Source organism: Variovorax sp. SG517 (assembly GCF_013376045.1).
Taxonomy (GTDB): domain Bacteria; phylum Pseudomonadota; class Gammaproteobacteria; order Burkholderiales; family Burkholderiaceae_C; genus Variovorax.
In genome coordinates, this window is the sequence record NZ_JABMJG010000011.1 from 175,802 (window position 1) to 196,667 (window position 20,866).

19 protein-coding genes are annotated in these 20,866 nt (G+C 68.3%); 5 read left to right on the forward strand and 14 right to left on the reverse strand.

The genetic code is table 11. From position 1 onward, the window contains the following. The first annotated feature begins 2 nt into the window (after positions 1–2). Entirely contained in the window at positions 3–797 is a 795-nt protein-coding gene (locus FHT32_RS29175; protein ID WP_176668043.1) for an SDR family oxidoreductase, read from the forward strand. A gap of 118 nt (positions 798–915) precedes the next feature. Here the strand turns inward: FHT32_RS29175 and FHT32_RS29180 are convergent, their stop codons facing one another. Next, a complete protein-coding gene (locus FHT32_RS29180; protein WP_176668044.1) occupies positions 916–1,824 on the reverse strand; it encodes a DMT family transporter in 909 nt (302 codons plus the stop codon). 106 nt (positions 1,825–1,930) lie between these two features. On the opposite strand from FHT32_RS29180, the gene FHT32_RS29185 reads away from it, so the two are divergent. The 3 genes from FHT32_RS29185 (at position 1,931) to FHT32_RS29195 (ending at position 4,644) form a co-directional block, all read left to right on the forward strand. Continuing rightward, entirely contained in the window at positions 1,931–2,917 is a 987-nt protein-coding gene (locus FHT32_RS29185) for a quinone oxidoreductase (protein ID WP_176668045.1), read from the forward strand. A 119-nt stretch (positions 2,918–3,036) separates the two neighbouring features. Then, positions 3,037–3,438, forward strand: coding sequence for a response regulator (locus FHT32_RS29190; RefSeq protein ID WP_176668046.1), 402 nt, complete (start codon positions 3,037–3,039; stop codon positions 3,436–3,438). 195 nt (positions 3,439–3,633) lie between these two features. Further along, positions 3,634–4,644 carry a bile acid:sodium symporter family protein gene (locus tag FHT32_RS29195; protein ID WP_176668047.1) on the forward strand — a complete coding sequence of 337 codons (1,011 nt, stop codon included), beginning with the start codon at positions 3,634–3,636 and terminating at the stop codon, positions 4,642–4,644. 16 nt (positions 4,645–4,660) lie between these two features. On the opposite strand, the gene FHT32_RS29200 is transcribed toward FHT32_RS29195, so the two are convergent. From FHT32_RS29200 to FHT32_RS29245, 10 genes are all read right to left on the reverse strand, one after another. Beyond that, positions 4,661–6,322: a Na/Pi cotransporter family protein gene (locus tag FHT32_RS29200; protein WP_176668048.1), complete on the reverse strand. Its 1,662-nt coding sequence runs from the start codon at positions 6,320–6,322 to the stop codon at positions 4,661–4,663. A gap of 68 nt (positions 6,323–6,390) precedes the next feature. Continuing rightward, positions 6,391–7,242, reverse strand: a complete 852-nt coding sequence (locus tag FHT32_RS29205) for a phosphodiesterase (RefSeq protein WP_176668049.1) — start codon at positions 7,240–7,242, stop codon at positions 6,391–6,393. Then, positions 7,239–8,300, reverse strand: a complete 1,062-nt coding sequence (locus FHT32_RS29210) for an ABC transporter ATP-binding protein (RefSeq protein WP_176668050.1) — start codon at positions 8,298–8,300, stop codon at positions 7,239–7,241. The genes FHT32_RS29205 and FHT32_RS29210 overlap by 4 nt, the downstream gene beginning before the upstream one ends. Beyond that, entirely contained in the window at positions 8,290–9,090 is an 801-nt protein-coding gene (locus FHT32_RS29215; protein WP_176668051.1) for an ABC transporter permease, read from the reverse strand. The genes FHT32_RS29210 and FHT32_RS29215 overlap by 11 nt, the downstream gene beginning before the upstream one ends. A gap of 9 nt (positions 9,091–9,099) precedes the next feature. Further along, positions 9,100–9,939, reverse strand: coding sequence for an iron ABC transporter permease (locus tag FHT32_RS29220; protein ID WP_176668052.1), 840 nt, complete (start codon positions 9,937–9,939; stop codon positions 9,100–9,102). 16 nt (positions 9,940–9,955) lie between these two features. Beyond that, entirely contained in the window at positions 9,956–10,966 is a 1,011-nt protein-coding gene (locus FHT32_RS29225; protein ID WP_176668053.1) for an ABC transporter substrate-binding protein, read from the reverse strand. Positions 10,967–11,018: 52 nt separating this feature from the next. After that, positions 11,019–12,053, reverse strand: a complete 1,035-nt coding sequence (locus tag FHT32_RS29230; protein ID WP_176668054.1) for a LacI family DNA-binding transcriptional regulator — start codon at positions 12,051–12,053, stop codon at positions 11,019–11,021. 160 nt (positions 12,054–12,213) lie between these two features. After that, a complete protein-coding gene (gene lspA, locus FHT32_RS29235; RefSeq protein WP_176668055.1) occupies positions 12,214–12,729 on the reverse strand; it encodes a signal peptidase II in 516 nt (171 codons plus the stop codon). After that, complete coding sequence (gene ileS / locus FHT32_RS29240; protein ID WP_176668056.1) at positions 12,729–15,578, reverse strand: isoleucine--tRNA ligase; 2,850 nt, start codon at positions 15,576–15,578, stop codon at positions 12,729–12,731. Before ileS ends, lspA begins: the two co-directional genes overlap by 1 nt. A 122-nt stretch (positions 15,579–15,700) precedes the next feature. Then, positions 15,701–16,738 carry a bifunctional riboflavin kinase/FAD synthetase gene (locus FHT32_RS29245; protein ID WP_176668057.1) on the reverse strand — a complete coding sequence of 346 codons (1,038 nt, stop codon included), beginning with the start codon at positions 16,736–16,738 and terminating at the stop codon, positions 15,701–15,703. A 166-nt stretch (positions 16,739–16,904) separates the two neighbouring features. On the opposite strand from FHT32_RS29245, the gene FHT32_RS29250 reads away from it, so the two are divergent. Next, positions 16,905–17,465 (forward strand): HNH endonuclease, encoded by a 561-nt coding sequence (locus FHT32_RS29250; protein WP_176668058.1) that lies wholly within the window; start codon positions 16,905–16,907, stop codon positions 17,463–17,465. Between the two features lie 16 nt (positions 17,466–17,481). On the opposite strand, the gene FHT32_RS29255 is transcribed toward FHT32_RS29250, so the two are convergent. From FHT32_RS29255 to FHT32_RS29265, 3 genes are all read right to left on the reverse strand, one after another. Next, positions 17,482–18,270, reverse strand: a complete 789-nt coding sequence (locus tag FHT32_RS29255) for an enoyl-CoA hydratase (protein ID WP_176668059.1) — start codon at positions 18,268–18,270, stop codon at positions 17,482–17,484. Positions 18,271–18,289: 19 nt separating this feature from the next. Then, the gene (locus tag FHT32_RS29260) at positions 18,290–19,648 is read right to left on the reverse strand and encodes an alpha/beta fold hydrolase (RefSeq protein ID WP_176668060.1); all 1,359 of its coding nucleotides are present in this window, start codon (positions 19,646–19,648) and stop codon (positions 18,290–18,292) included. A gap of 91 nt (positions 19,649–19,739) precedes the next feature. After that, positions 19,740–20,855 (reverse strand): acyl-CoA dehydrogenase family protein, encoded by a 1,116-nt coding sequence (locus FHT32_RS29265; protein ID WP_176668061.1) that lies wholly within the window; start codon positions 20,853–20,855, stop codon positions 19,740–19,742. Positions 20,856–20,866 lie beyond the last annotated feature (11 nt).

Genomic DNA, 20,866 nt, shown 5'->3' on the forward strand with positions numbered 1-20,866 from the left:
ACATGGATCTGGGTATTGCAGGCAAGACCGCGCTGGTGTGCGGCGCGAGCAAGGGCCTCGGCTACGGCTGCGCCGAGGCGCTGGTGCGCGAGGGCGTCAACGTGGTGATCGTGGCGCGCGGCGCCGAGGTGCTGGAAGCCGCCGCGAAGAAGCTGGCCGAAGTGGCCGGCGGTTCGGGCAACCCGTTCGTCAAGCACGTGGCCGCCGACATCACCACCGAAGCCGGCCGTGCAGCGGTTTTCGCGCTGGGCCATGACTTCGACATCGTCGTCACCAACGCGGGCGGCCCGCCGCCCGGCGACTTCCGCAACTGGGACCGCGAGGCGTGGATCAAGGCGGTCGACGCGAACATGCTCACGCCCATCGAGCTCATCAAGGCCACGGTGGACGGCATGGCCAAGCGCGGCTACGGCCGCATCGTGAACATCACATCGAGCTCGGTGAAGTCGCCCATCGACATCCTGGGGCTGTCGAACGGCGCGCGCAGCGGCCTCACCGGCTTCGTGGCCGGCGTGGCGCGCACGTCGGTGGCGGCGCAGGGCGTGACCATCAACAACCTGCTGCCGGGCGCCTTCGACACCGACCGCCTCAAGGGCACGATGGCCGGTTCCGCGCAGAAGTCGGGCCAGGACTTCGACACCGTGTGGGAAGCCCGCAAGAAGACCATTCCGGCCAGGCGCTTCGGCACGCCGGCGGAGTTCGGCGCCATCTGCGCCTTCCTGTGCAGCATGCAGGCCGGCTACATGACCGGCCAGAACATCCTGGCCGACGGCGGCGCCTACCCCGGCACGTACTAGGGCTCGCCCCCAGGCTGCGCGCACTTCGTGTCGCGCACGCCTTCCCCCTGCCGGGGGCAACACCTGAGGCCCGGCAAAGCCGGTTCCTCGGTGTTCGCTTGAAGGGTCCGTCCTTCGCTCAGCGCCGCGAGGCCACCACGATCCCGCCCACGATCAGCAGGAACGCCGCGCCGTGGTACCAGTGCGGCGGCTCCCGCAGGAAGGCCGCCGACAGCACCGCCGCGAACAGCGGCGTGAGGTTCATGAAGATGCTCGCGCGCTGCGGCCCCGCGCGCTGCACGCCGGTGCCCCAGCAGCGATACGCCACCACGGCCGGGCCGATGCCGATGAACAGCATCGCCGCGATCAGCGGCCAGCCGAGTTCGAGGTGCGCGGGCGTCAGCGTCCATTCGCCTGCGGCCAGCGCGCCCGACCATGCGAGGCCGAACACCAGCTGCGCCATCAGGAACGCGGCCCAGTCCCTGCGCACCGCCGTCGGCTCGTGCGTGCGCGCCAGCAGCCAGCTGTAGAAGGCCCACGCGATGGTGCCCAGGATCATGTAGAGGTCGCCCGGCACCAGCCGCAGCCCCAGCAGCTGCCGCCATTCGCCGCGGCTGAGCACCAGCAGCACGCCCGCCATCGACAGCAGCGCGCCGCCGATCTCGCGGCCGCTGACGCGCGCGCGGAAGAAGAGGGCGCCCACCGCGAGCATCCACAGCGGCAGGCTCGATCCGACCAGCGTCACGTTGATGGGCGTGGAGGTCTGCAGCGCCAGGTACTGGAAGGCGTTGTACAGGCCGATGCCCAGCAGGCCGAGCACCGCGTAGCGCTTCCAGTGCGCCCACAACGGGCTGTCGCGCCGCAGCACCTGTGCCGCCAGCGGCAGCAGCAGCGCGAAGGCGATGACCCAGCGCACGAAGTTCAGCGTCAGCGGCGAGACCAGCTCCCGCACCATACGGCCGACCACGGCATTGCCGGCCCACAGCAGCGGAGGAACGAGGAGCAGGAAGACGGTGAGGGGAGCGAGGCGCTGCGGCTGTGTCTGCATGGGCGCCGACTCTACCGGGCAATGATTCCCCGCGCCGTCGCCGGAAGCTCGAACATGGCAGGATTCCTTCCCCTTCTTTCCTTTCCAGAGCTTGGAGACTGCAACGATGAAGAGCAAAGCCGTCCGTATCGACCGCCATGGCGGTCCCGAAGAACTGAAGATCGTCGAGGTGGAGGTCGGCGAGCCCGGCCCCGGCGAGATCCGCATCCGCCACAAGGCCGTGGGCCTGAACTTCATCGACACCTACCAGCGCAGCGGGCTCTACCCGTTCCAGATGCCGCTGCAGCTGGGCATGGAGGCCTCGGGAGTGGTCGAGGCGGTGGGCGAGGGCGTCACCCACCTCAAGGCCGGCGATCGTGCCGCCTATGCGAGCCAGCCGCCCGGCGCCTACAGCGAGCTGCGCGTGATGCCGGCGAAGAACGTCTGCAGGCTGCCGGACGACATCTCCTTCGAGACCGGCGCGGCCATGATGCTCAAGGGCCTGACCACGCAGTACCTGCTGAAGAAGACGCTCCCGGCCGAGGGCCTGCAGGCCGGCGACTTCATCGTGTTCCATGCCGCGGCCGGCGGCGTCGGCCTGATCGCCTGCCAATGGGCCAGGGCGCTGGGCCTGCAGCTGATCGGCACGGCCGGCAGCGACGCCAAGTGCAAGCTCGCGCTGGAGCACGGCGCGGCCCACGCCATCAACTACAGCACCGAGAACTTCGCGGCACGCGTGAAGGAGATCACCGGCGGCAAGGGCGTGAAGGTGGTGTACGACTCGGTGGGCAAGGACACCTTCGAGGGCTCCATCGAATGCCTGCGCCCCTTCGGCCTGCTGGCGATCTTCGGCAACGGCTCCGGCCCGGTGCCGCCGGTCAACCTCGGCGTGCTGGCCTCCAAGGGCTCGCTCTACATCACGCGGCCCACGCTCTTCACCCACATGGCCACCCGCGAAAGCACGCAGGCGATGGCCGACGACCTGTTCGCGGTGGTGCGAAGCGGCGCGGTGAAGATCCCGATCGACCAGCGCTACCCGCTGGCCGACGTGCAGCAGACGCACCGCGACCTGGAAGCGCGCAAGACCACGGGCTGCACCATCCTCACGCTCTGAGGGGACCGGCCGGTCTTGTCCTACCGGCGCAGTGGTGTCATGCCTTCGACTTGTGCCGGGAGCACTTTGTAGCCTTTGGCCACAGCCAGAGGCAGACAATCCCAGAGGCAGACATTCCCATGACCACCGTTCGCACCTTCATCGTCGAGGACAACCCCACCATCCGCCGCAATCTCGCGGGCACGCTGAGGGAGGTGGCGAGGGTCGAGCCCATCGGCGAGGCGGAAACCGAGGCCGAAGGTTCGCGCTGGCTCTCGGGCAACCTGTCGCAGTGGGACCTGGCCATCGTCGACCTTTTCCTGAAGGACGGCACCGGCTTTCGCGTGCTGGAGGCCTGCCGCAACCGCAGCCCGTGGCAGAAGATCGTGGTGCTCAGCAACTACGCCACGCCGGACATGCGCCGCAAGTGCGCCCACCTGGGCGCCGATGCCGTTTTCGACAAGGCCACCGAGATCGACGACCTGATCGACTACTGCCTGCGCCGCCGTCAGGCGCAGTTCAGTTCGACCACGGCACACTGAAGCGCCGTGGCGGGGCATTCCACGGCCGCCGGCAGCGATGCCGGAATTGGCCGAAAATCACCCCCCTGAAGGCGCGAGGAGCACGCGCCGGGCTCCGCAAAGTGGCGACCAGATTCATGCGCGGAAATCACACATTCCCCTGCAGAGTCGGCCTGCGCGCCTTCAACGCGCGTGGCGTTCGTCCCGAGTTGCAACATGTCCCGCCCCCGTTTTCTTCCCGACAACTTCACTCTCGCGCTTCTCTCGGTCGTAACCCTCGCCAGCCTGCTGCCGGCCAGCGGGCGCCTCGCGCATTTCTTCGAGGGGCTGACCACGGTCGCCATCGGCCTGCTGTTCTTCCTGCACGGGGCCAAGCTGTCGCGCGAGGCGATCGTCAACGGGCTCATGCACTGGCGGCTGCACCTGCTGGTGTTCGCCAGCACCTTCGTGCTGTTCCCGGTGCTCGGGCTGGCGCTCAAGCCTTTCCTGCTGCCGCTGGTGACGCCCGAGCTCTACACCGGCGTGCTGTACCTGTGCGTGCTGCCGGCCACGGTGCAGTCGGCCATCGCCTTCACCGCGATGGCCAGAGGCAACATGCCGGCCGCCATCTGCAGCGCATCGGCCTCCACCCTTCTTGGCGTTTTCATCACGCCGGTGCTGGTCAACCTGGTGGTGCTGCCCAGCGGCGGCCATGCGGCTTCGTCCTCGCTGGACTCCATCGGCCGCATCCTGCTGCAGCTGATGGTGCCCTTCGCGGCGGGCCACCTGCTGCGGCCGCTGGTCGGCAAGTGGATCCAGCGCCGCGCCGCGGTGCTGAAGTTCGTCGACCAGGGTTCGATCCTGCTGGTGGTCTACACCGCCTTCAGCGCGGCCGTGATCGAGGGCCTGTGGAAGCAGGTGCCTGCGCATGCGCTGGTCGGCCTGCTGGTGGTGTGCGCGGTGGTGCTGGGGCTGGCGCTGAGCCTCACGACGCTGCTGGCGCGCAAGCTGGGCTTCGACACGGAAGACGAGATCACCATCGTCTTCTGCGGCTCCAAGAAGAGCCTGGCCAGCGGCATCCCGATGGCGAAGGTGCTCTTCGCCTCGCACGCGGTGGGCGCGATCGTGCTGCCGCTGATGCTGTTCCACCAGATGCAGCTGATGGTCTGCGCGGTGCTGGCGCAGCGCTATGCGCGGCGCGGGCGCGACGAGACTCCGGTGCTGAAGGCGGCCGGGCAGGCCAAATAGCAACCGGCGGGGGCGCTCAGCCCTCGATCTTCCCCAGCCGCGATTCCCTCAGCCGGCTGGGCGCCAGCGCTCCGGCCGACTCCAGGATGGGGTACGCGATCGAGCAGATGTGCGAGTTGATGCGCTTCAGGTCGCTGATCAGGTCGATGTGCAGCGAGCTGGTCTCGATGCTCAGCGTGGTGCGGTCCGAGAGCCGGTCGAGGTGCGTGGTGGCATAGGCCCGCTCCAGGTCGCGAAAGCGCGCCTTCTCCTCCAGCAGCTTCTGCGCGTCGCGCACGTTGCCGTTGAGGAACACGCTCATGCTCAGCCGCAGGTTGGCCACCAGCCGCCCGTGCAGCTCGACGATCTCGGCCATGCCGGCCTCGGAGAAGTTGCGCTGCGGCCTGATCTTCTTGTCTTCGACGTCGATGATCACCCGCTCGATGATGTCGCCGATCTGCTCCATGTTGATCGTGAAGCTGATGATGTCGGTCCAGCGGCGGCTTTCCTCCTCTCCCAGGGCCTCGCGCGAGATGCGCGTCATGTAGTACTTGATGGCCGAGTAGAGCTGGTCCACCGTGTCGTCGAGCTGCCTGAGCTCCTGGGCCAGCCGCAGGTCGTTGTGGCGGATCACGTCCAGCGTGCCGATCAGCATGGTTTCCACCACGTCGGCCTGGTGCAGCGCTTCGCGCGCGGCATTGGAAATGGCGAGCGAGGGCGTCGACAGCGCCGAGGGGTCCAGGTGGTGGGGCCGGCTCGTGCCGGCCGGCTGCTGCGGCTCCGGCAGGATGCGCGTCACCAGCTTGGCGACCCATTGCGTGAGGCCGATGAAGCCCACGCTGATCACCACGTTGAAAGCCAGGTGGAACAGCACCACGCCGTGGGTCTGGTTCGGCAGCTGGGGCTGCACGTAGCGGATCCAGAGGCCGACGAAGGGCGCCACGATGGCCACGCCCAGCACCTTGAAGAGCAGGTTGCCGATGGTCACCTGCCGCACCGACACCGCCGACTTGGCCGTGGTCAGCACCGCCAGCAGGCCGCTGCCCAGGTTGGCGCCGAGCACGAGCCCGAGCGCAACGTCCAGCGGCACCACGTTGGAGGTGGCCATGGCCGCCACCAGCAGCACCACCGCGAGGCTCGAATAGGCCACGATGGCCAGCACCGCGCCGATGGTGATCTCCAGCAGCACGTCGCTGTTGATGGACGCCAGCAGTGCGCGGATCGCCGGCGAGGAGAACAGGGGCTCGGTGGCTTCCACCACCAGCTGCAGCGCCAGCAGCATCAGCCCCAGCCCGATCAGCACCCGCCCGATGCGCCCCGCCACGGTGGCCGAGCGCGTGATGAAGAGCACCACCCCCACGAAGATGAACATCGGCGAGAGCCACGAGAGGTCTGCCGAGAACAGCACCGAGATCAGCGCCGTGCCCACGTCGGCGCCCCGCATCACCGCCAGCGCCGCGGGCAGCGTGACCAGCCCCTGCCCGACGAAGGACGAGGTCATGAGCGAGGTGGCGGTGCTCGACTGCACCAGCGCCGTCACGCCGATGCCCGAGAGCGCGGCGGTGAAGCGGTTGCGCATGCTCTGAACGAGGATCTTGCGCAGGTTGGCGCCGAACACGCGCAGCACGCCGGTACGCACCAGGTGCGTGCCCCACACCAGCAGGGCCACTGCCGCCAACAGATTCAGGAGGTGCTTCATGGGTGTCGGGCTCTATCCTTTCTTTTCGTTATGGTTCGTTTCGACCCCATTTTCCACAAGCCGGGGCTTCAGTCGATAAGCGCTCCGTTGTCGTGGAACGGGTAGGGGCCTTCGAAGCTGCCCGAAGCAGCCAGGTGGGTGACGAGCCGGCGCCCGCGGGCGGACCAGGCGTGCACCCGGAACGATGGCGGCTCCAGCGTCCAGGCCGAGTCGGCGTCGGGCGCCAGGTCGAGGCAGACCTGGTGGGCCTGCGCCGGCGAGGTGGAGGCGATGGTGCCGCCGAAGCGCACGTCGATGGCGCGGTGCAGGTGGCCGCAGATGATGCGCTCCACGTTAGGGTAGCGCGAGACCAGCGCCTCCAGCGCCTCTGCGCCTTCCAGCAGGCCGATCTCGTCCATGTGGCCGATCAGCGTCTCGAAGGGCGGGTGGTGCATGGCGACGACGACGGGCTCGTCGCGGCAGGCGTCGAGCTGCGCTTCGAGCCAGGCCAGGCGCTTCTCGCACAGCGCGCCGTGGCTGGCGCGGGGCACGCAGGTGTCGAGCGTAAGCAGCCGCAGGTCGCCGACACGCACCGAATACTGGACGAAGCCGTCGCCGTCCGTGCCCAGGTAGGCGTGGCCGGGAAAGCTGCGGCGCAGTTGTTCGCGGTCGTCGTGGTTGCCGGGCAGCAGGTAGACCGGCATGGTCAGCGGGGCCAGCAGGCGTGCGAGATGCTCGTATTCGGCGGCGCGGCCGAAGTCGGTCAGGTCGCCGGTGACGACCACCGCGTCAGGCTGCTGGCGCAGGGCCAGCACCGACTGCACGGCGCGCTCCAGGTACGGGGCAGTGTCGATACGCCCGTAGGCCAGGCGGCCCGGCTCGCGGATGTGCAGGTCGGTCAGCTGGACCAGGATGGTGTTGCGAAGTGCTTGTGTGGTCATGCGCTGGTTTCCTGCGACGTCATCAGCCGGTCGGGGTGGATGCGCAGGCCCACCGCGTCGCCCGGCCCGAAGGGATTGTCGCGACCCACGTCGGCCACCAGCATGGGCTGGTCCTGGGCGCGAAGGTGAAGCTGCACGCGGTCGCCGAGGAAGGTGCGGCGCTCGACGACGGCGGCGGCCCAGTCCAGCCGGGGCATGCCGACCTCGATGTCCTCGGGCCGCACCAGCAGCGTCGCATGGCCCTGCCAGGCGCCGGGGCAGGGCAGGGTCGTTCCTCCGAGTCGGACAACGCCCTGGGCGATGGCGTCCTGCCCGCGCTCCAGCCGGTTGACCCGGCCCAGGAACTCGGCCACGAAGGGATGCGAGGGCGAGCGGTACAGGTCTTCGCCGCGGCCCACCTGCACGATGCGGCCGGCGCGCATCACCGCGAGCCGGTCGGCGATGGCCAGCGCCTCCTGCTGGTCGTGGGTGACGTGGATGGCCGTGATGTGCAGCCGGCGCAGCAGTTCGGCGAGTTCGTCGCGCAGCGATTCCTTGAGCTTGGCGTCGAGCGCGGCCAGCGGCTCGTCGAGCAGCAGCACGCGCGGGCGCACCGCCACCGCGCGCGCCAGGGCCACGCGCTGGCGCTGGCCGCCGGAAAGCTCGGCCGGGCGCTTGTTCTCCAGGCCGCCCAGGCGCACCAGGTCGACCAGCTCGCCGACGCTGCGCTTCTCTTCCTCGGGCGACACGCCCCGGATGCGCAGCCCGTAGCCGATGTTGGCCGCCACCGTCATCTGCGGAAAGAGCGCGTAGCTCTGGAACACCATGCCCACGCCGCGCTGCTCTACCGGGCGCTGCGTCACGTCCTGGTCGCCGAAGACGATGCGGCTGCCCGCGTCGGGCGACTCCAGCCCGGCGATCAGCCGCAGCAGCGTGGTCTTGCCGCAGCCCGAGGGGCCCAGCAGCGCCAGCACCTCGCCGGCTTCCACGCGCAGGCTGGTGGGTTGCAGGCCGCGCGTGCCGTCGGCATAGGTCTTCGCGCAGTTGGCGATGTCGATGGGGATGCGTTCAAGTTCCATGGCGTTTCTGAATCAGGTTGGCGAGGTACTGCAGGCTCCACAGCACCGGAAGGATGACGGCGAAGAAGACCAGCGTGTAGGCCGATCCGATCTCGATGCGCATCGAGGCGTAGCTGTCGGCCAGGCCCACGGGCAGCGTGCGGGTGAGCGGCGTGTGCAGCATCCAGGTGAGGTTGAACTCGCCCACCGAGAGCGTGAACACCATCAGGCTGCCGGCCACGATGGCTGGGAACACCGCGGGCACCAGGATGCCCATGAAGCGCTGGCGGAAGTTCGCGCCCAGCGATCGCGCGGCCTCCTCGAGCGCGAGCAGTTCGTCGCGCTGGAAGGCGGAGCTCACGGTGCGCACCATGAAGGGCAGCGTGAAGACGACGTGGCCCACGAGGATGAACGCGAAGCTCTGGCGGAAGGCGGTGAGCTGGCCGTAGGCGAGGATCAGCGCCAGCGCAGTGGCCAGGCCCGGCACCGCGACCGGCAGGGTCAGCAGTTCCTCGAAGACGCGGGCGGCCCGCGAGCGGCTGCGCGCCAGCGCATAGGCGCAGGGCACGCCCAGCAGCACTGTGCCGGCGACGCAGGCTACCGCCAGCGCGAGCGACCAGCCCACCGTGCCGCCATAGTTCTCCCACACCTCGCCTAGCCAGCGCAGCGTGAGGCCGCTCTTCAGGCCGGTGCTGTAGTTGTTGACCAAGCCCGCCATCACCGACAGCAGCATCGGCGCGATCATGAAGAGGCTGACGATCACCGTGACGGCGAGCAGGAAGGGGGCCTTGGCCTGAGTGTTCTTTCTCATGTGTGTGCCTCAGCGTGCGACGGGGCTCGCGCCGAAGCGGCGCGCCACGAAAAGCACCAGCCAGGTCACGACGCCCAGCGAGATCGACAGCGACGCGGCGAGCGCGAAGTTGGCGTAGTTGGTGAACTCGTTGTAGATGGTGATCGGGATCACCTCGAACTTGCTGGCCAGCGTGAAGGCCGTGCCGAACGCGCCCATCGAGGTGGCGAACAGGATCGCGCCGCACGCCAGCGTGGTGGGCGCCAGCTCGGGCAGCCACACGTCGCGCGCCACGCGCAGCCGCGAGGCGCCCAGCGAACGCGCGGCTTCTTCGAGCTGCGTGTTCATCGATTCGGCCGCCGCGGCGTAGGTGGCAATGGCGCGCGGCAGCGAGAAATACAGGTACGCCAGGAACAGTCCGAGCAGGCCGTAGGCGAAGGTGATGCGCTCGCCGAACAGGCTGTCGCTGATGCTGGCGACCACGCCTTGCCGGCCGCCGAGCAGGATCACGAAGAAGCCGATGATCACGCCCGGAAACGACAGCGGTAGCGTGAGCAGCGACAGCAGCATGCGCTTGCCCATGAAGGAATGGCGCGCGAGGTAGATGCCCACGGCAGCGCCCAGCACAAGCGTGGCCAGCGTCACCGCCACCGAGAGCACGACGGTGTTGGCCATGCTCGCCAGGTAGCGCGAATCCGTCAGCACCGCGAAGTAGGTGGCCCAGCCCTTGTCCGCCGGCAGTGCGAGCAGGCGAACCACCGGCAGCAGCCAGAAGGCTCCGAAGAAGGCGGCCGCGGGCGCGACGCAGGCCAGCAGGCGCCAGCGCGGGTTCCAGGCGCTGGATGCGTTGTGAGAAGCGGCTTGCGTCATCGCACGCGGCGCCCGCTCAGCGGACTTCCTTCAGGTATTCGTCGGAGAAAGCCTTCTGCGCGGCAGCCATGCGGCCGTAGTCCACGCTCTTGGCGCGGGCGTACTCGCTGGCCGGCAGGAACTGCGCCTCGACTTCCTTGGGCATCGCGCTGGCGCGCACCGGCCGCAGGTAGGCCTTGGCCCAGATGGCCTGGCCTTCGTCGGACAACGTGAAGTCGAGCACCTTCTTCGCGTCGGCCGCGTGCGGGGCCTTGGCGACCAGGCTCATCACGTAGGGCACGGCCAGCGTGCCTTCGCTCGGGATCACGAAGGCGACGTTGGCCTTGTCCTTGTACTTGGCGCGGTAGGCATTGAAGTCGTAGTCGAGCAGGATCGCGATCTCGCCCGAGAGCACGCGTGCATACGAAGTCTGCTTCGGCACGATGGGCTCGTTCTTCTGCAGCGCCTTGAAGTAGTCGATGGCCGGCTTGAAGTTGTCGAGCGTGCCGCCGCGCGCCTCGTTCACCGCGATCGCGCCGACATAGCCGACGAAGGCCGAGGCCGGGTCGAGGTAGCCGATCAGGCCCTTGTATTCGGGCTTGAGCAGGTCGGCCCACGACTTCGGCACCGGCTTGCCCTTGAGCGCGTCGACGTTGACCATGAAGCCGAGCGTGCCCGAGTGGATGGTGAACCAGTTGCCGGCCGGGTCCTTCAGGCCGTCGGGAATGTCTTTCCACGCGGCGGGCTTGTAGGGCTCGACCACGCCGTCCTTGGCGGCCTGCACCGCGAAGGTCACGCCGAGGTAGGTGACGTCGGCCACGGGGCTGGCCTTCTCGGCGACCAGCTGCGCGAGCGACTGGCCGGAGTTCTTGTTGTCGGCCGGCACGGTGATGCCGGTCTTGGCCTTGATGGCCTTCAGCTGGGTGCCCCAGTCGGCCCATTCGGTCGGGCAGTTGTAGCAGATGGCGGTCTGCGCCATGGCGCTGCCGGCGGCGAGCGTGGCGGCGAGCAGGCCGAGGCGGGCCAGGCGGTGGATGCGCAGGGACATGATGGGGAAGCTCCTTGGATGGATGTAGGCAGGTAACGAGGTTTTCTGAGGGTCAGGCAATCGCGGCGTTGTTGTCGTCGTTGTTTTCGTTCTCGTGCGCCGAGGCGCACGACTCGCCGTCTCGGAAGGAATGGGGCAGCAGCAGGCTTGCATCGGCCTGCAGCGCGGCGCCGCTGGCCATGGCCTGGATCAGCAGCTCGACGCCGTGCCGGCCGATGTCGCTGTTGGGCTGGGCGATGGTGGTGAGCGCGGGCGTGAGGTCTTCGCCGAGTGCGATGCCGTCGAAGCCGATCACGCTCAGGTCGCCGGGCACCGACAGCCCGCTGAGGTGCGCCGCCCGGATGCTGCGGATGGCCAGCAGGTCGTTCGAGCAGATCAGTGCGGTGGGGCGGCTGCGCGACTGCAGCTGGGTCGAGAGCGCATCGACGGCCGTCTCCACGAAGGGCACCTCGATGAGCGCGGGCGCCGCCAGCCCGGCCTCGGCCATTCCCCGGCGGTAGCCCCGGTAGCGCTGCTGCGCACGGTCGGACGCGGCGAGCGTGCCGCTGACCATCGCGATGCGCCGGTGGCCCAGCAGCACGAGGCGCGTGACCGCGTCGGCCACGGCGGCTTCGCTGTCGACCGACACGCAGGGGTGGTCGGGATGCCGGTTGTAGGCCAGCACGTAGGGCACGCCGGCGGCCTGCAGGCGGGGCAGGGTGGCAGACGTGGAAGGGTTCGACACCACGAGGATCAGGCCGTCGACGTTGCCCGCCAGCAGCAGGTGCACGGCGCGCTCCTCTTCGTCGATCCGGTAGCCGGTGGTGACCGGGATGATCGCGTAGCCCCCCGCGACGGCCGCGCGCGCGATGCCCTGCAGGCATTCGGCGAAGGTCGGGTTCAGCAAGGTGGGCAGCACCACGCCGAGCACGCGGCTGCGCTGGGTGCGCAGGGTGCGTGCGCTGGCGTTCGGCACGTAGTCGAGTTCGCGCGCCACGCGTTCCACCAGCTCGCGCGTGGCGGGCGTCACCTTGTCCGGAAAGTTGAAGGCGCGCGAGACCGTGGCCACGGAGACCCCGGCTTTGGCTGCAACGGCTTGGATGCTCATCGTGCGGTGTTCATGTAATCGATTACATTGAACCGCAGCAGTATGTCTTTGTTATGACATCGGGAGAAAGCGGGAGAAACCCTCGGCTTCGGCGGGCGAGGGGCGGCCCAAAGAGAAAGGGGCCCGGCGGGCCCCTTTCACGAGAGTTGGAGAGACAGCTCTACTTGCCCCGGCGAACCCGCCGGATCTCGTCCACGATCAGGCAGATCGCCCCGAGCGTGATGGCGCTGTCCGCCGCGTTGAAGGCCGGGAAGTACCAGTTGCCCGCGTGGAAGCTCAGGAAGTCGACCACGTAGCCGTGCATCATCCGGTCGACCACGTTGCCGATGGCGCCGCCCAGGATGCAGGCCATGGAGAACGAAAAGAGCTTCTGCCCGGCGTGCGACTTCAGCATCCACACGATGAACACCGCCGCGCCCACGCCGATGGCGGTGAACAGCCAGCGCTGCCAGCCCGAGTGGTCGGCGAGGAACGAGAAGGCGGCGCCCGTGTTGTGGGCGCGCACGACGTTGAAGAAGCTCGTGACGTAGGTCGCGTCGCCGAGCTTGTAGTAGCCCAGGATCAGCGTCTTGGTGAACTGGTCGATGATCACGATGATCACCGCCAGCCCGAGCCACGGCCAGATGCTGCCGCCGCGCGAACGCGAAGCAGCCGACATGGAACGGGCGGCGGCCATCAGGCAACGCTCCGCGATTCGCCGGCACCGAAGAGGTTGCTGGTGCAGCGACCGCAGATCGTCGGATGGGCCGGGTCGTGGCCCACGTCGTCGCGGTAGTGCCAGCAGCGCTCGCACTTCTGCGCGGTGCTCGGCGTCACGACCGTTGCCAGCGCCTCGCCCGCGGCCAGCGCGATCGCCGAGGTGATGAAGACGAACTTCAGGTCCTCGCCCAGCGAGCCCAGCAGCGCGAAGTCGTCGGCCGGGGCCGTCAGCTGCAGGTTGGCCTGCAGCGAGGAGCCGACCTTGCCTTCGGCGCGCACGGCCTCGATGTCCTTGTTGACCACGTCGCGGATCTCGCGGATGCGGTTCCACTTGACCAGGAGGGCCTCGTCCGGCGCGTCGAACTGGCTGTAGGTCTGCGTGAAGATCGAGTCGCCCGGCTTGCCGGTGCCCACGATCTTCCAGGCTTCCTCGGCGGTGAAGCTCAGGAACGGCGCCATCCAGCGCAGCATCGCCTGCGCGATGTGCCACAGGGCCGTCTGCGCGCTGCGGCGCGCCAGCGAACCCGGGGCCGTGGTGTAGAGGCGGTCCTTCAGGATGTCGAGGTAGAAGCCGCCCAGGTCTTCCGAGCAGTAGATCTGCAGCTTGGCCACCACCGGGTGGAACTCGTACACCTTGTAGTGCGCCAGGATCTCGGCCTGGAACTGCGCGGCGCGCGCGAGCGCGTAGCGGTCGATCTCGAACAGCTGGTCGAGCGGCACGCCGTCCTTCTCGATGTCGAAGTCGCTGGTGTTCGCGAGCAGGAAGCGCAGCGTGTTGCGGATACGGCGGTAGGCATCGACCACGCGGGCCAGGATCTTGTCGTCACCCGCGATGTCGCCCGAATAGTCGCTCGCCGCCACCCACAGGCGGATGATCTCGGAGCCCAGCTTGTTGCTGATTTCCTGCGGGTCGATGCCGTTCTTGAGCGACTTGCTCATCTTGATGCCCTTGGCATCGACCGTGAAGCCGTGCGTCAGCAGGCCGCGGTACGGCGCGCGGTCTTCCAGCATGCAGGCGATCAGCAGCGACGAGTGGAACCAGCCGCGATGCTGGTCGTGGCCTTCCAGGTACAGGTCGGCCTCGGGCCCTGTCTCGTGGTGCACTGTGGGGTGCGTGCCGCGCAGCACGTGCGAGAAGGTCGAGCCCGAGTCGAACCACACCTCGAGGATGTCGGTGCTCTTGGTGTAGTGCGGTGCATCTTCGGCACCGAGGATTTCCTCGACGGTGACGCGGCTCCAGGCCTCGATGCCGCCCTTCTCGACGATGTCGGCGGCCTGGTCGAGGATTTCCATGGTGCGCGGATGCAGCTCGCCCGAGTCCTTGTGCAGGAAGAACGGGATCGGCACGCCCCAGCTGCGCTGTCGGCTGATGCACCAGTCGGGACGCCCGGCGATCATGTCGTGCAGGCGCGCGCGGCCGTTCTCGGGGTAGAAGCTGGTCTGCTCGATGGCGTCGAGCGCGGTCTGGCGCAGCGTCTTGGGCGCCTTGTCCTTGGTGAACACGCCTTCGCCTTCGTCCATGCGCACGAACCACTGCGCCGCGGCGCGGTAGATCACCGGCGTCTTGTGGCGCCAGCAGTGCGGGTAGCTGTGGGTGATGGTCTCGGTGGTCAGCAGGCGGTTGGCCTCGCGCAGCGCCGCGATGATTTCGGGCACGGCCTTCCAGATGTTCTGGCCGCCGAAGAGCGGGAAGTCGGGCGCGTAGCTGCCGTTGCCCTGAACCGGGTTCAGGATGTCGTCGTAGGCCACGCCGTGGGCGATGCAGGAGTTGAAGTCGTCCACGCCATAGGCGGGCGAGGAGTGCACCAGGCCCGTGCCGTCGGTGGCGGTGGCGTAGTCGGCCAGGTACACCGGCGACAGGCGCCGGTAGCCGGCGTCCGCGTCGTACAGCGGATGCTCGAACTCCAGGCCGCCGAGCTTCTCGCCCTTGACCGTGGCCAGCACCTTGCCGTCGAGCGCATAGCGCGTCATGCACATCTCGACCAGCGAGTTGGCCAGGATCAGCAGGCCGCGCTCGGTGTCGACCAGCGAGTATTCGAGCTCGGGGTTGAGGTTGATCGCCTGGTTGGCGGGGATGGTCCAGGCGGTGGTGGTCCAGATCACGGCGAAGATGTCGCCGAGGATCGTGTGGTCGGTGCCGAAGGCCTTGAGCACCTTCTCGCGCTCGTGCGCCTTGAAGGCGACGTCGATGGTCTGGCTCTTCTTGTCGGCGTACTCGATCTCGAACTCGGCCAGCGACGAGCCGCAGTCGAAGCACCAGTACACGGGCTTCAGGCCGCGGTAGACGAAGCCGCGCTCGATCACGCGCTTGAACGCGCGCAGCTCGCCGGCCTCGTTGGCGAAGTCCATCGTCTTGTAGGGATGGTCCCATTCGCCCAGCACGCCCAGGCGCTGGAAGTCGGCCATCTGCTGGGCGATCTGGCCGGTGGCGAAGGCGCGGCTCTTGGCCTGCATCTCGTCGCGGCTCAGGTTGCGGCCGTACTGCTTTTCGATGGCGTTCTCGATCGGCAGGCCGTGGCAGTCCCAGCCGGGCACGTACAGCGCGTCGTAGCCCTCGAGCTGGCGCGCCTTGGTGATCATGTCCTTCAGGATCTTGTTCACCGCGTGGCCCATGTGGATCTGGCCGTTGGCGTAGGGCGGGCCGTCGTGCAGGATGAACTTGGGCGCGCCGTGGCGGGCGTCGCGCAGGCGGTGGTAGACACCTTCGTCATTCCATTCCTTCACCCATCCCGGCTCGCGCTTGGGCAGGTCGCCGCGCATGGGGAAGGGGGTGTCGGGCAGGTTCAGCGTGGAACGGTAGTCTTTGGGAGAAGCAGCGTCAGACATGTTGGGGTGCGAAACAGGGGGCTTGGACAGGCTCAGCCCGAACTGCATGAAGCGTGTCGGTGCGGAAGGTAAAGCCGTTCGCCCTGAGCTTGTCGAAGGGCGGCAGCACGGTGCGTGCAGGGCTAAATTCGGTCCCGCGTGGTCTGGCGGTGGGTTTCGGCGTGGGTCGATGCGAAGAACGCGCGAGCGTCGCGGCCATCCTTGGCGATGCCCGCGGTGAGGGCTTCGAGGCTGGTGTAGCGCAATTCGTCGTGCAGTTTGTGCAGGAGTTCCACGCGGACGATTTTACCGTAGGCCCCTTCGGCACCCAGATGGGAGGGCCACTCCAGGCAATGGGTTTCGAGCAGCACCCGCCCGGCGTTGACGTCGTTGGCGTCCAGCGAGGGGCGCACGCCCAGGTTGGCCACGCCCGGCAGGGGCTGTTCGGACAGGCCGTGCACCAGCACCGCGAAGATGCCGCTGGCGGCCGGCTTCCAGTGCTTGAAGCGCAGGTTGAGGGTACGGAAGCCGTCGTCCTTGCCCGGCGCCGAGGCGCCCAGCGCCCGGCCCAGCTTGCGGCCGTGGACCACGTGGCCCGAAATTGTGTAAGGCCGGCCCAGCAGCGTGTGTGCGTCGGCCATGCGGCCTTCGGCCAGCGCCTCGCGCACGGCGGAGCTCGAAACACGCAGGCCGTGCACCTCGTAGCTGTTCATGCGCGCCACGTCGAAGCCGTGGGCGTCGCCGGCCGCATCGAGCATGGCGTAGTCGCCGGCCCGCTTGGCGCCGAAGCGGAAGTCGTCGCCCACCAGCACGTAGCGGGCGCCCAGGCCGTCGATCAGCACGTTCTGGATGAATTCCTCCGGCGACTGGGAAGCCAGCCGGGCGTCGAAGGGCAGCACGACGGTCTGCGCCACGCCGCAGGCAGCCAGTTCGCTGAGCTTGTCGCGCAGCGTGCCGATGCGCGCCGGCGCCAGGTCGGGCTTCTTGGTGACGGCGGCGAAGTAGTCGCGCGGATGGGGCTCGAAGGTGAGCACGCAGCTCGGCAGCCCGCGCTGGCGGGCCTCGGTCTGCAGCAGGGCGAGCATGGCCTGGTGGCCGCGGTGCACGCCGTCGAAATTGCCAATGGTCAGGGCGCAGGCGGGGGCTACGCCAGGATGCCGGAAGCCACGAAAAACCTGCATCGGTGAGTATCTTTTTGATAGCGCCTTTCGCCCGTCGATTGGGCGAATCAGGCCGATTTGTCACAAAGCCGGTATATTGTGACGCAGTGCGTTGATCGGCGTGGGTCTCCAACGCGCTCCGTGTCCCTGGTCTTTCCGTGTTCTCTCCCTTTTCGAGGAGGCGTGTGTGAAGGTCTTGAAGCTGTCGGCCCAAGGGCTGCCCCAGTCATGGATTTCGCTGGAACAGGCGGTCATCCACTACGCGGCGGACGAAGTCCGCTGGGAAGTGGGTGCGCAGGTGGCGGTGTTCCGTGGCGGCCACAACGCGATCACCGGCGAGCAGTCGCAGATCGCGATCAACAGCATCATCGGCACCAAGGGCGTGCCCCGCATCAACCCCTTCGCGCTGCGTCCCGGCCTCACCAACAGCAAGCTCTTCGCGCGCGACCGCAACGTCTGCGCCTATTGCGGCGGCCACTTCCACGAAGACGAACTCACGCGCGAGCACATCATCCCGTTCGCCCAGCGGGGCATCGACACCTGGATGAACGTGGTCACGGCCTGCAGGCCCTGCAATCACCGCAAGAGCAGCCGCACGCCCGAGCAGGCCGGCATGCCGCTGCTGTACGCGCCTTACGTGCCGAGCCTCTGGGAAGACTTCATCCTGCGCAACCGCCGCATCCTGGCGGACCAGATGGAGTTTTTGATGGCGCACCTGCCGCAGAGCTCGCGGCTGCACGATTCCTAGCTGGCCGGCCGCCTGATCAGCGCTTCCAGGCCGGCGGGCGCTTCTCGATGAAGGCCTGAACGCCTTCCAGCGCGCTCTCGTCCATCATGTTGCAGGCCATGGTCTGGCTCGCGTCTGCCAGCGCGGCCTCGATGCCGGTTTCGAGCTGGCGGTAGAACAGGGCCTTGCCCAGCGCGAGCGCGGTGCGGGGCTTGGCGACGATGCTGACGACCAGCGATTCGAGCGCCGAATCCAGTTCTCCGGGCGGAGCCACGCGGTTGACCAGCCCCTTCTCGCGCGCTTCTTGCGCACTGATGAATTCGCCCGTCACCAGCATCTCGAAGGCTTCCTTGCGCCCGAGGTTGCGCGAGAGCGTGACGCTCGGCGTGGCGCAGAAGAGGCCCACGTTCACCCCGCTGACCGCGAAGCGCGCATCGCTCGAAGCCACCGCGAGGTCGCAGACCGCGACCAGCTGGCAGCCCGCCGCCGTCGCGATGCCGTGCACGCGCGCGATCACCGGCACGGGCAGCTTCTGGATCGACAGCATCATCGCGCCGCAGCGCTCGAACAGCTGCTCGTAATAGTCGAGCGAGGGCGCGGCGCGCATCTCCTTCAGGTCGTGTCCGGCGCAGAAGGCCTTGCCGGCCCCGGCGATGACCACCGCGCGCACGCTGCCGTCAGCGGCGATTTCGTCCAGCGCCTGCTCGAGTGCGCCGAGCATGCCTTCGGAGAGCGCGTTGAACGCGGCTGGCCGGTTCAGCGTCAGCGTGACCACGCCGCGTGCGTCGCGCGACTGCAGGACGAAGGGAGATTCGGTGTCGCTCATGGCCAGGCCTGCCTTCGAATCAGTAGGTCAGCTCGAGCACCGTCACATGCTCCTTCACCGCCGGCCAAGTCAGGCCGGTGATGCGCTCGCCGTTGAACTCGCCCGTCACCGCGCGCTGCGGCTCGGCGGCCGCGACGCGCAGCCGCGAGCTCGACACGCCCGATCCCTTGGGCGGCACGCCCGTCGGCGGGCTCTGGCCGTCGAAGCGCATGGTGTCGCGCTGCGCGTCGAAGTAGCCGCGGGGCCGCGTGAAGACGACGACCGCGCCGGCGCTGCCGTCGGCCGGCGTGACGCGCTCGGGCCGCAGATTCACCACGCCGCTGCTGCGCGGGAACGGGCTGCGGTAGATGTGGGTGGTGCCGTAGCTGGGCGTGGCCAGCACGAATTCGTAGGCTGCGTCGCCGCGCGCCTTGAACGGGCCCCAGCGGCCGTCGGCGCCGACGGACTTCGTGAACACGGCTTCGCCGAGACGCGCGCCAGTGGCCGGGTTGACCGCGTAGACGGTCACCGTGGCACCGTTCAGCGGAAGGTTCTCGGCGCCGATCGCGTGGCCGTTTAGCACCACGTTCGCCTCCGGTGCGACCTCGGTGCTCTTCGGTGCCTGGCCGGTCAGGAACTGCCACGTCGCCGCGAAGGCTGCCGGCGAGAACGAAGTCTCGCGATGGTCGACGCGCGGCAGCACGATGTTGGTGGCGCCCTTGAGCGCCGGTCCGTCGAAGCCGATGTTGGTCGGCTTGCCGGGAGCGCCGATCCACACGCCGTCGGGCTGGGCGTACTTGTCGTTGTTGTCGGAGCGCAGCGTCAGCCATTTCACGCCGGGCGTGACTTCCTCGCCGTTCGGCCCCTTGGGCGCGTTGAGCTGCTGCATGAAGCCGGAGAGTCCCGAGAACTCGTTGTTCTCGCGGAAGCCCTTCACCGCCCAGATGCCGTGCGCCGGGTTGCCGCCCAGCACCACGTGGCTCACGACCGCCGCGCCGCCGCCGTTCTGCACGTAGTTGCGGATCGTGTTGCCGCCCCGCGAGTTGCCGATCAGCACCACCTTGCTCGCGCCGGTGGCCTTCAGCACCTTGTCAACCTCGGCCTTGAGGAATACGGCCGATTCCCCGGTCGAGCTGCGCCCGGGTTGCGCCACGGCGTCGTCGTCGCGCGCGACCGGGTTGGGCTGGTCGACCGCGAACAGCCGGTCGCGCGGCCAGCCGTTCGATTCGAAGCGCCAGATCGTCGTCTGCCAGAGCGCGGCCGAGTCGCCGTTGCCGTGCATGAACACGATGGGCGGGCGATCGGTGTAGGAAGGCGTGGGGGAGGTGGCGCAGGCGGTGAGCATCGCTGTGGTGGTTCCTGCGGCCATGGCGACGAGGAGGGTGCGGCGAGTCTGCATGTTTCGTTCCTGGGGTCCTGTATGAGAGGCCAAGTGAAAACGCCCGCCAGCGTGAAGCGGGCGGGCGTTGGATGCTAGGTGAAAACCGCGGTCAGGCGAAGACGCCGGCAGTGTCCTGCATGCGGGCCGACACTTCGCCCAGGTGGTGCAGCGTGTCGCCGAAGGTCATTTCCATCTGCGTGAGCTTGCGGAAGTAGTGGCTGCCGATGTATTCGTCGGTCACCCCGATGCCGCCGTGCAGCTGCACCGAGTTCGCGGCGATGTAGCGCATCGACACGCCGAGCTGGTACTTGGCGCGGGCCAGCGCCTGGCGGCGCTCGTCGGCCGGGGCGTTGAGCTTGAGCGTGGCGTAGTAGCTCATCGAACGGGCCAGTTCGAGCTGCATCTTCATGTCGGCGACGCGGTGGCGCAGCGCCTGGAAGCTGGAGATGACCACGCCGAACTGCTTGCGCTGGTTCAGGTACTCGACGGTGAGGTCCACGGTCTTGTCCATCACGCCCACGCCTTCGGCGCACAGGGCGGCGATGCCGACGTCCACCGCGTATTCGAGCGCGGCGAGGCCGTCGAGCGTGAGCAGCGTGGCGTCGGCCTTGTCGAACACGATCTCGGCGGCGCGGGAGCCGTCCTGCGTGCCGTAGCCGCGCGCTTCCACGCCGCTGGCGCTGCGCTCGACCAGGAAGAGGGCGATCTTGCCGTCGACCTTGGCCGGCACCAGGAAGGCATCGGCTTCGTCGCCCACGGGCACCACGCTCTTGGCGCCGGTCAGCGACCAGCCGTCGCCCGCCTTGGCGGCATGGGCCTCGCACACGTCGAGGCGATAGCGCGCCTTGCGTTCCTGGTAGGCCAGCACCACGATCGCCTGGCCGCCCGCGATGCGCGGCAGCCAGCTTTCCTTGGTGTCGGCGCCGGCGTAGGCGCTGAGCACCGCGCCGGCTATGAGCGTCTGCGCGAAGGGCTCCAGCACGATGCCGCGGCCCAGCTCTTCCATCACGACCATGCCCGCCACCGGGCCCATGCCCAGGCCGCCGTCGTCCTCGCTGATATAGAGGCCGCCCAGGCCGAGCTCGGCCAGTTCGTCCCAGGCCTCGCGCGAGAAGCCGCCCTTGGCCTCGATGCCGCGGCGGCGCTCGAAGTCGTAGCCCTTGTCGACCCACTTGCGAACCGCGTCGCGCAGCTGTTCCTGGTCGTCGGTGAAATTGAAGTCCATGCTTTTTGTCT

Excerpts from the sequence above, each read along its gene's own strand:
- FHT32_RS29175 (WP_176668043.1), top strand. The coding sequence starts at position 3 with ATGGATCTGGGTATTGCAGGCAAGACCGCGCTGGTGTGCGGCGCGAGC.
- FHT32_RS29180 (WP_176668044.1), bottom strand. The coding sequence starts at position 1,824 with ATGCAGACACAGCCGCAGCGCCTCGCTCCCCTCACCGTCTTCCTGCTC.
- FHT32_RS29185 (WP_176668045.1), top strand. The coding sequence starts at position 1,931 with ATGAAGAGCAAAGCCGTCCGTATCGACCGCCATGGCGGTCCCGAAGAA.
- FHT32_RS29190 (WP_176668046.1), top strand. The coding sequence starts at position 3,037 with ATGACCACCGTTCGCACCTTCATCGTCGAGGACAACCCCACCATCCGC.
- FHT32_RS29195 (WP_176668047.1), top strand. The coding sequence starts at position 3,634 with ATGTCCCGCCCCCGTTTTCTTCCCGACAACTTCACTCTCGCGCTTCTC.
- FHT32_RS29200 (WP_176668048.1), bottom strand. The coding sequence starts at position 6,322 with ATGAAGCACCTCCTGAATCTGTTGGCGGCAGTGGCCCTGCTGGTGTGG.
- FHT32_RS29205 (WP_176668049.1), bottom strand. The coding sequence starts at position 7,242 with ATGACCACACAAGCACTTCGCAACACCATCCTGGTCCAGCTGACCGAC.
- FHT32_RS29210 (WP_176668050.1), bottom strand. The coding sequence starts at position 8,300 with ATGGAACTTGAACGCATCCCCATCGACATCGCCAACTGCGCGAAGACC.
- FHT32_RS29215 (WP_176668051.1), bottom strand. The coding sequence starts at position 9,090 with ATGAGAAAGAACACTCAGGCCAAGGCCCCCTTCCTGCTCGCCGTCACG.
- FHT32_RS29220 (WP_176668052.1), bottom strand. The coding sequence starts at position 9,939 with ATGACGCAAGCCGCTTCTCACAACGCATCCAGCGCCTGGAACCCGCGC.
- FHT32_RS29225 (WP_176668053.1), bottom strand. The coding sequence starts at position 10,966 with ATGTCCCTGCGCATCCACCGCCTGGCCCGCCTCGGCCTGCTCGCCGCC.
- FHT32_RS29230 (WP_176668054.1), bottom strand. The coding sequence starts at position 12,053 with ATGAGCATCCAAGCCGTTGCAGCCAAAGCCGGGGTCTCCGTGGCCACG.
- lspA (WP_176668055.1), bottom strand. The coding sequence starts at position 12,729 with ATGGCCGCCGCCCGTTCCATGTCGGCTGCTTCGCGTTCGCGCGGCGGC.
- ileS (WP_176668056.1), bottom strand. The coding sequence starts at position 15,578 with ATGTCTGACGCTGCTTCTCCCAAAGACTACCGTTCCACGCTGAACCTG.
- FHT32_RS29245 (WP_176668057.1), bottom strand. The coding sequence starts at position 16,738 with ATGCAGGTTTTTCGTGGCTTCCGGCATCCTGGCGTAGCCCCCGCCTGC.
- FHT32_RS29255 (WP_176668059.1), bottom strand. The coding sequence starts at position 18,270 with ATGAGCGACACCGAATCTCCCTTCGTCCTGCAGTCGCGCGACGCACGC.
- FHT32_RS29260 (WP_176668060.1), bottom strand. The coding sequence starts at position 19,648 with ATGCAGACTCGCCGCACCCTCCTCGTCGCCATGGCCGCAGGAACCACC.
- FHT32_RS29265 (WP_176668061.1), bottom strand. The coding sequence starts at position 20,855 with ATGGACTTCAATTTCACCGACGACCAGGAACAGCTGCGCGACGCGGTT.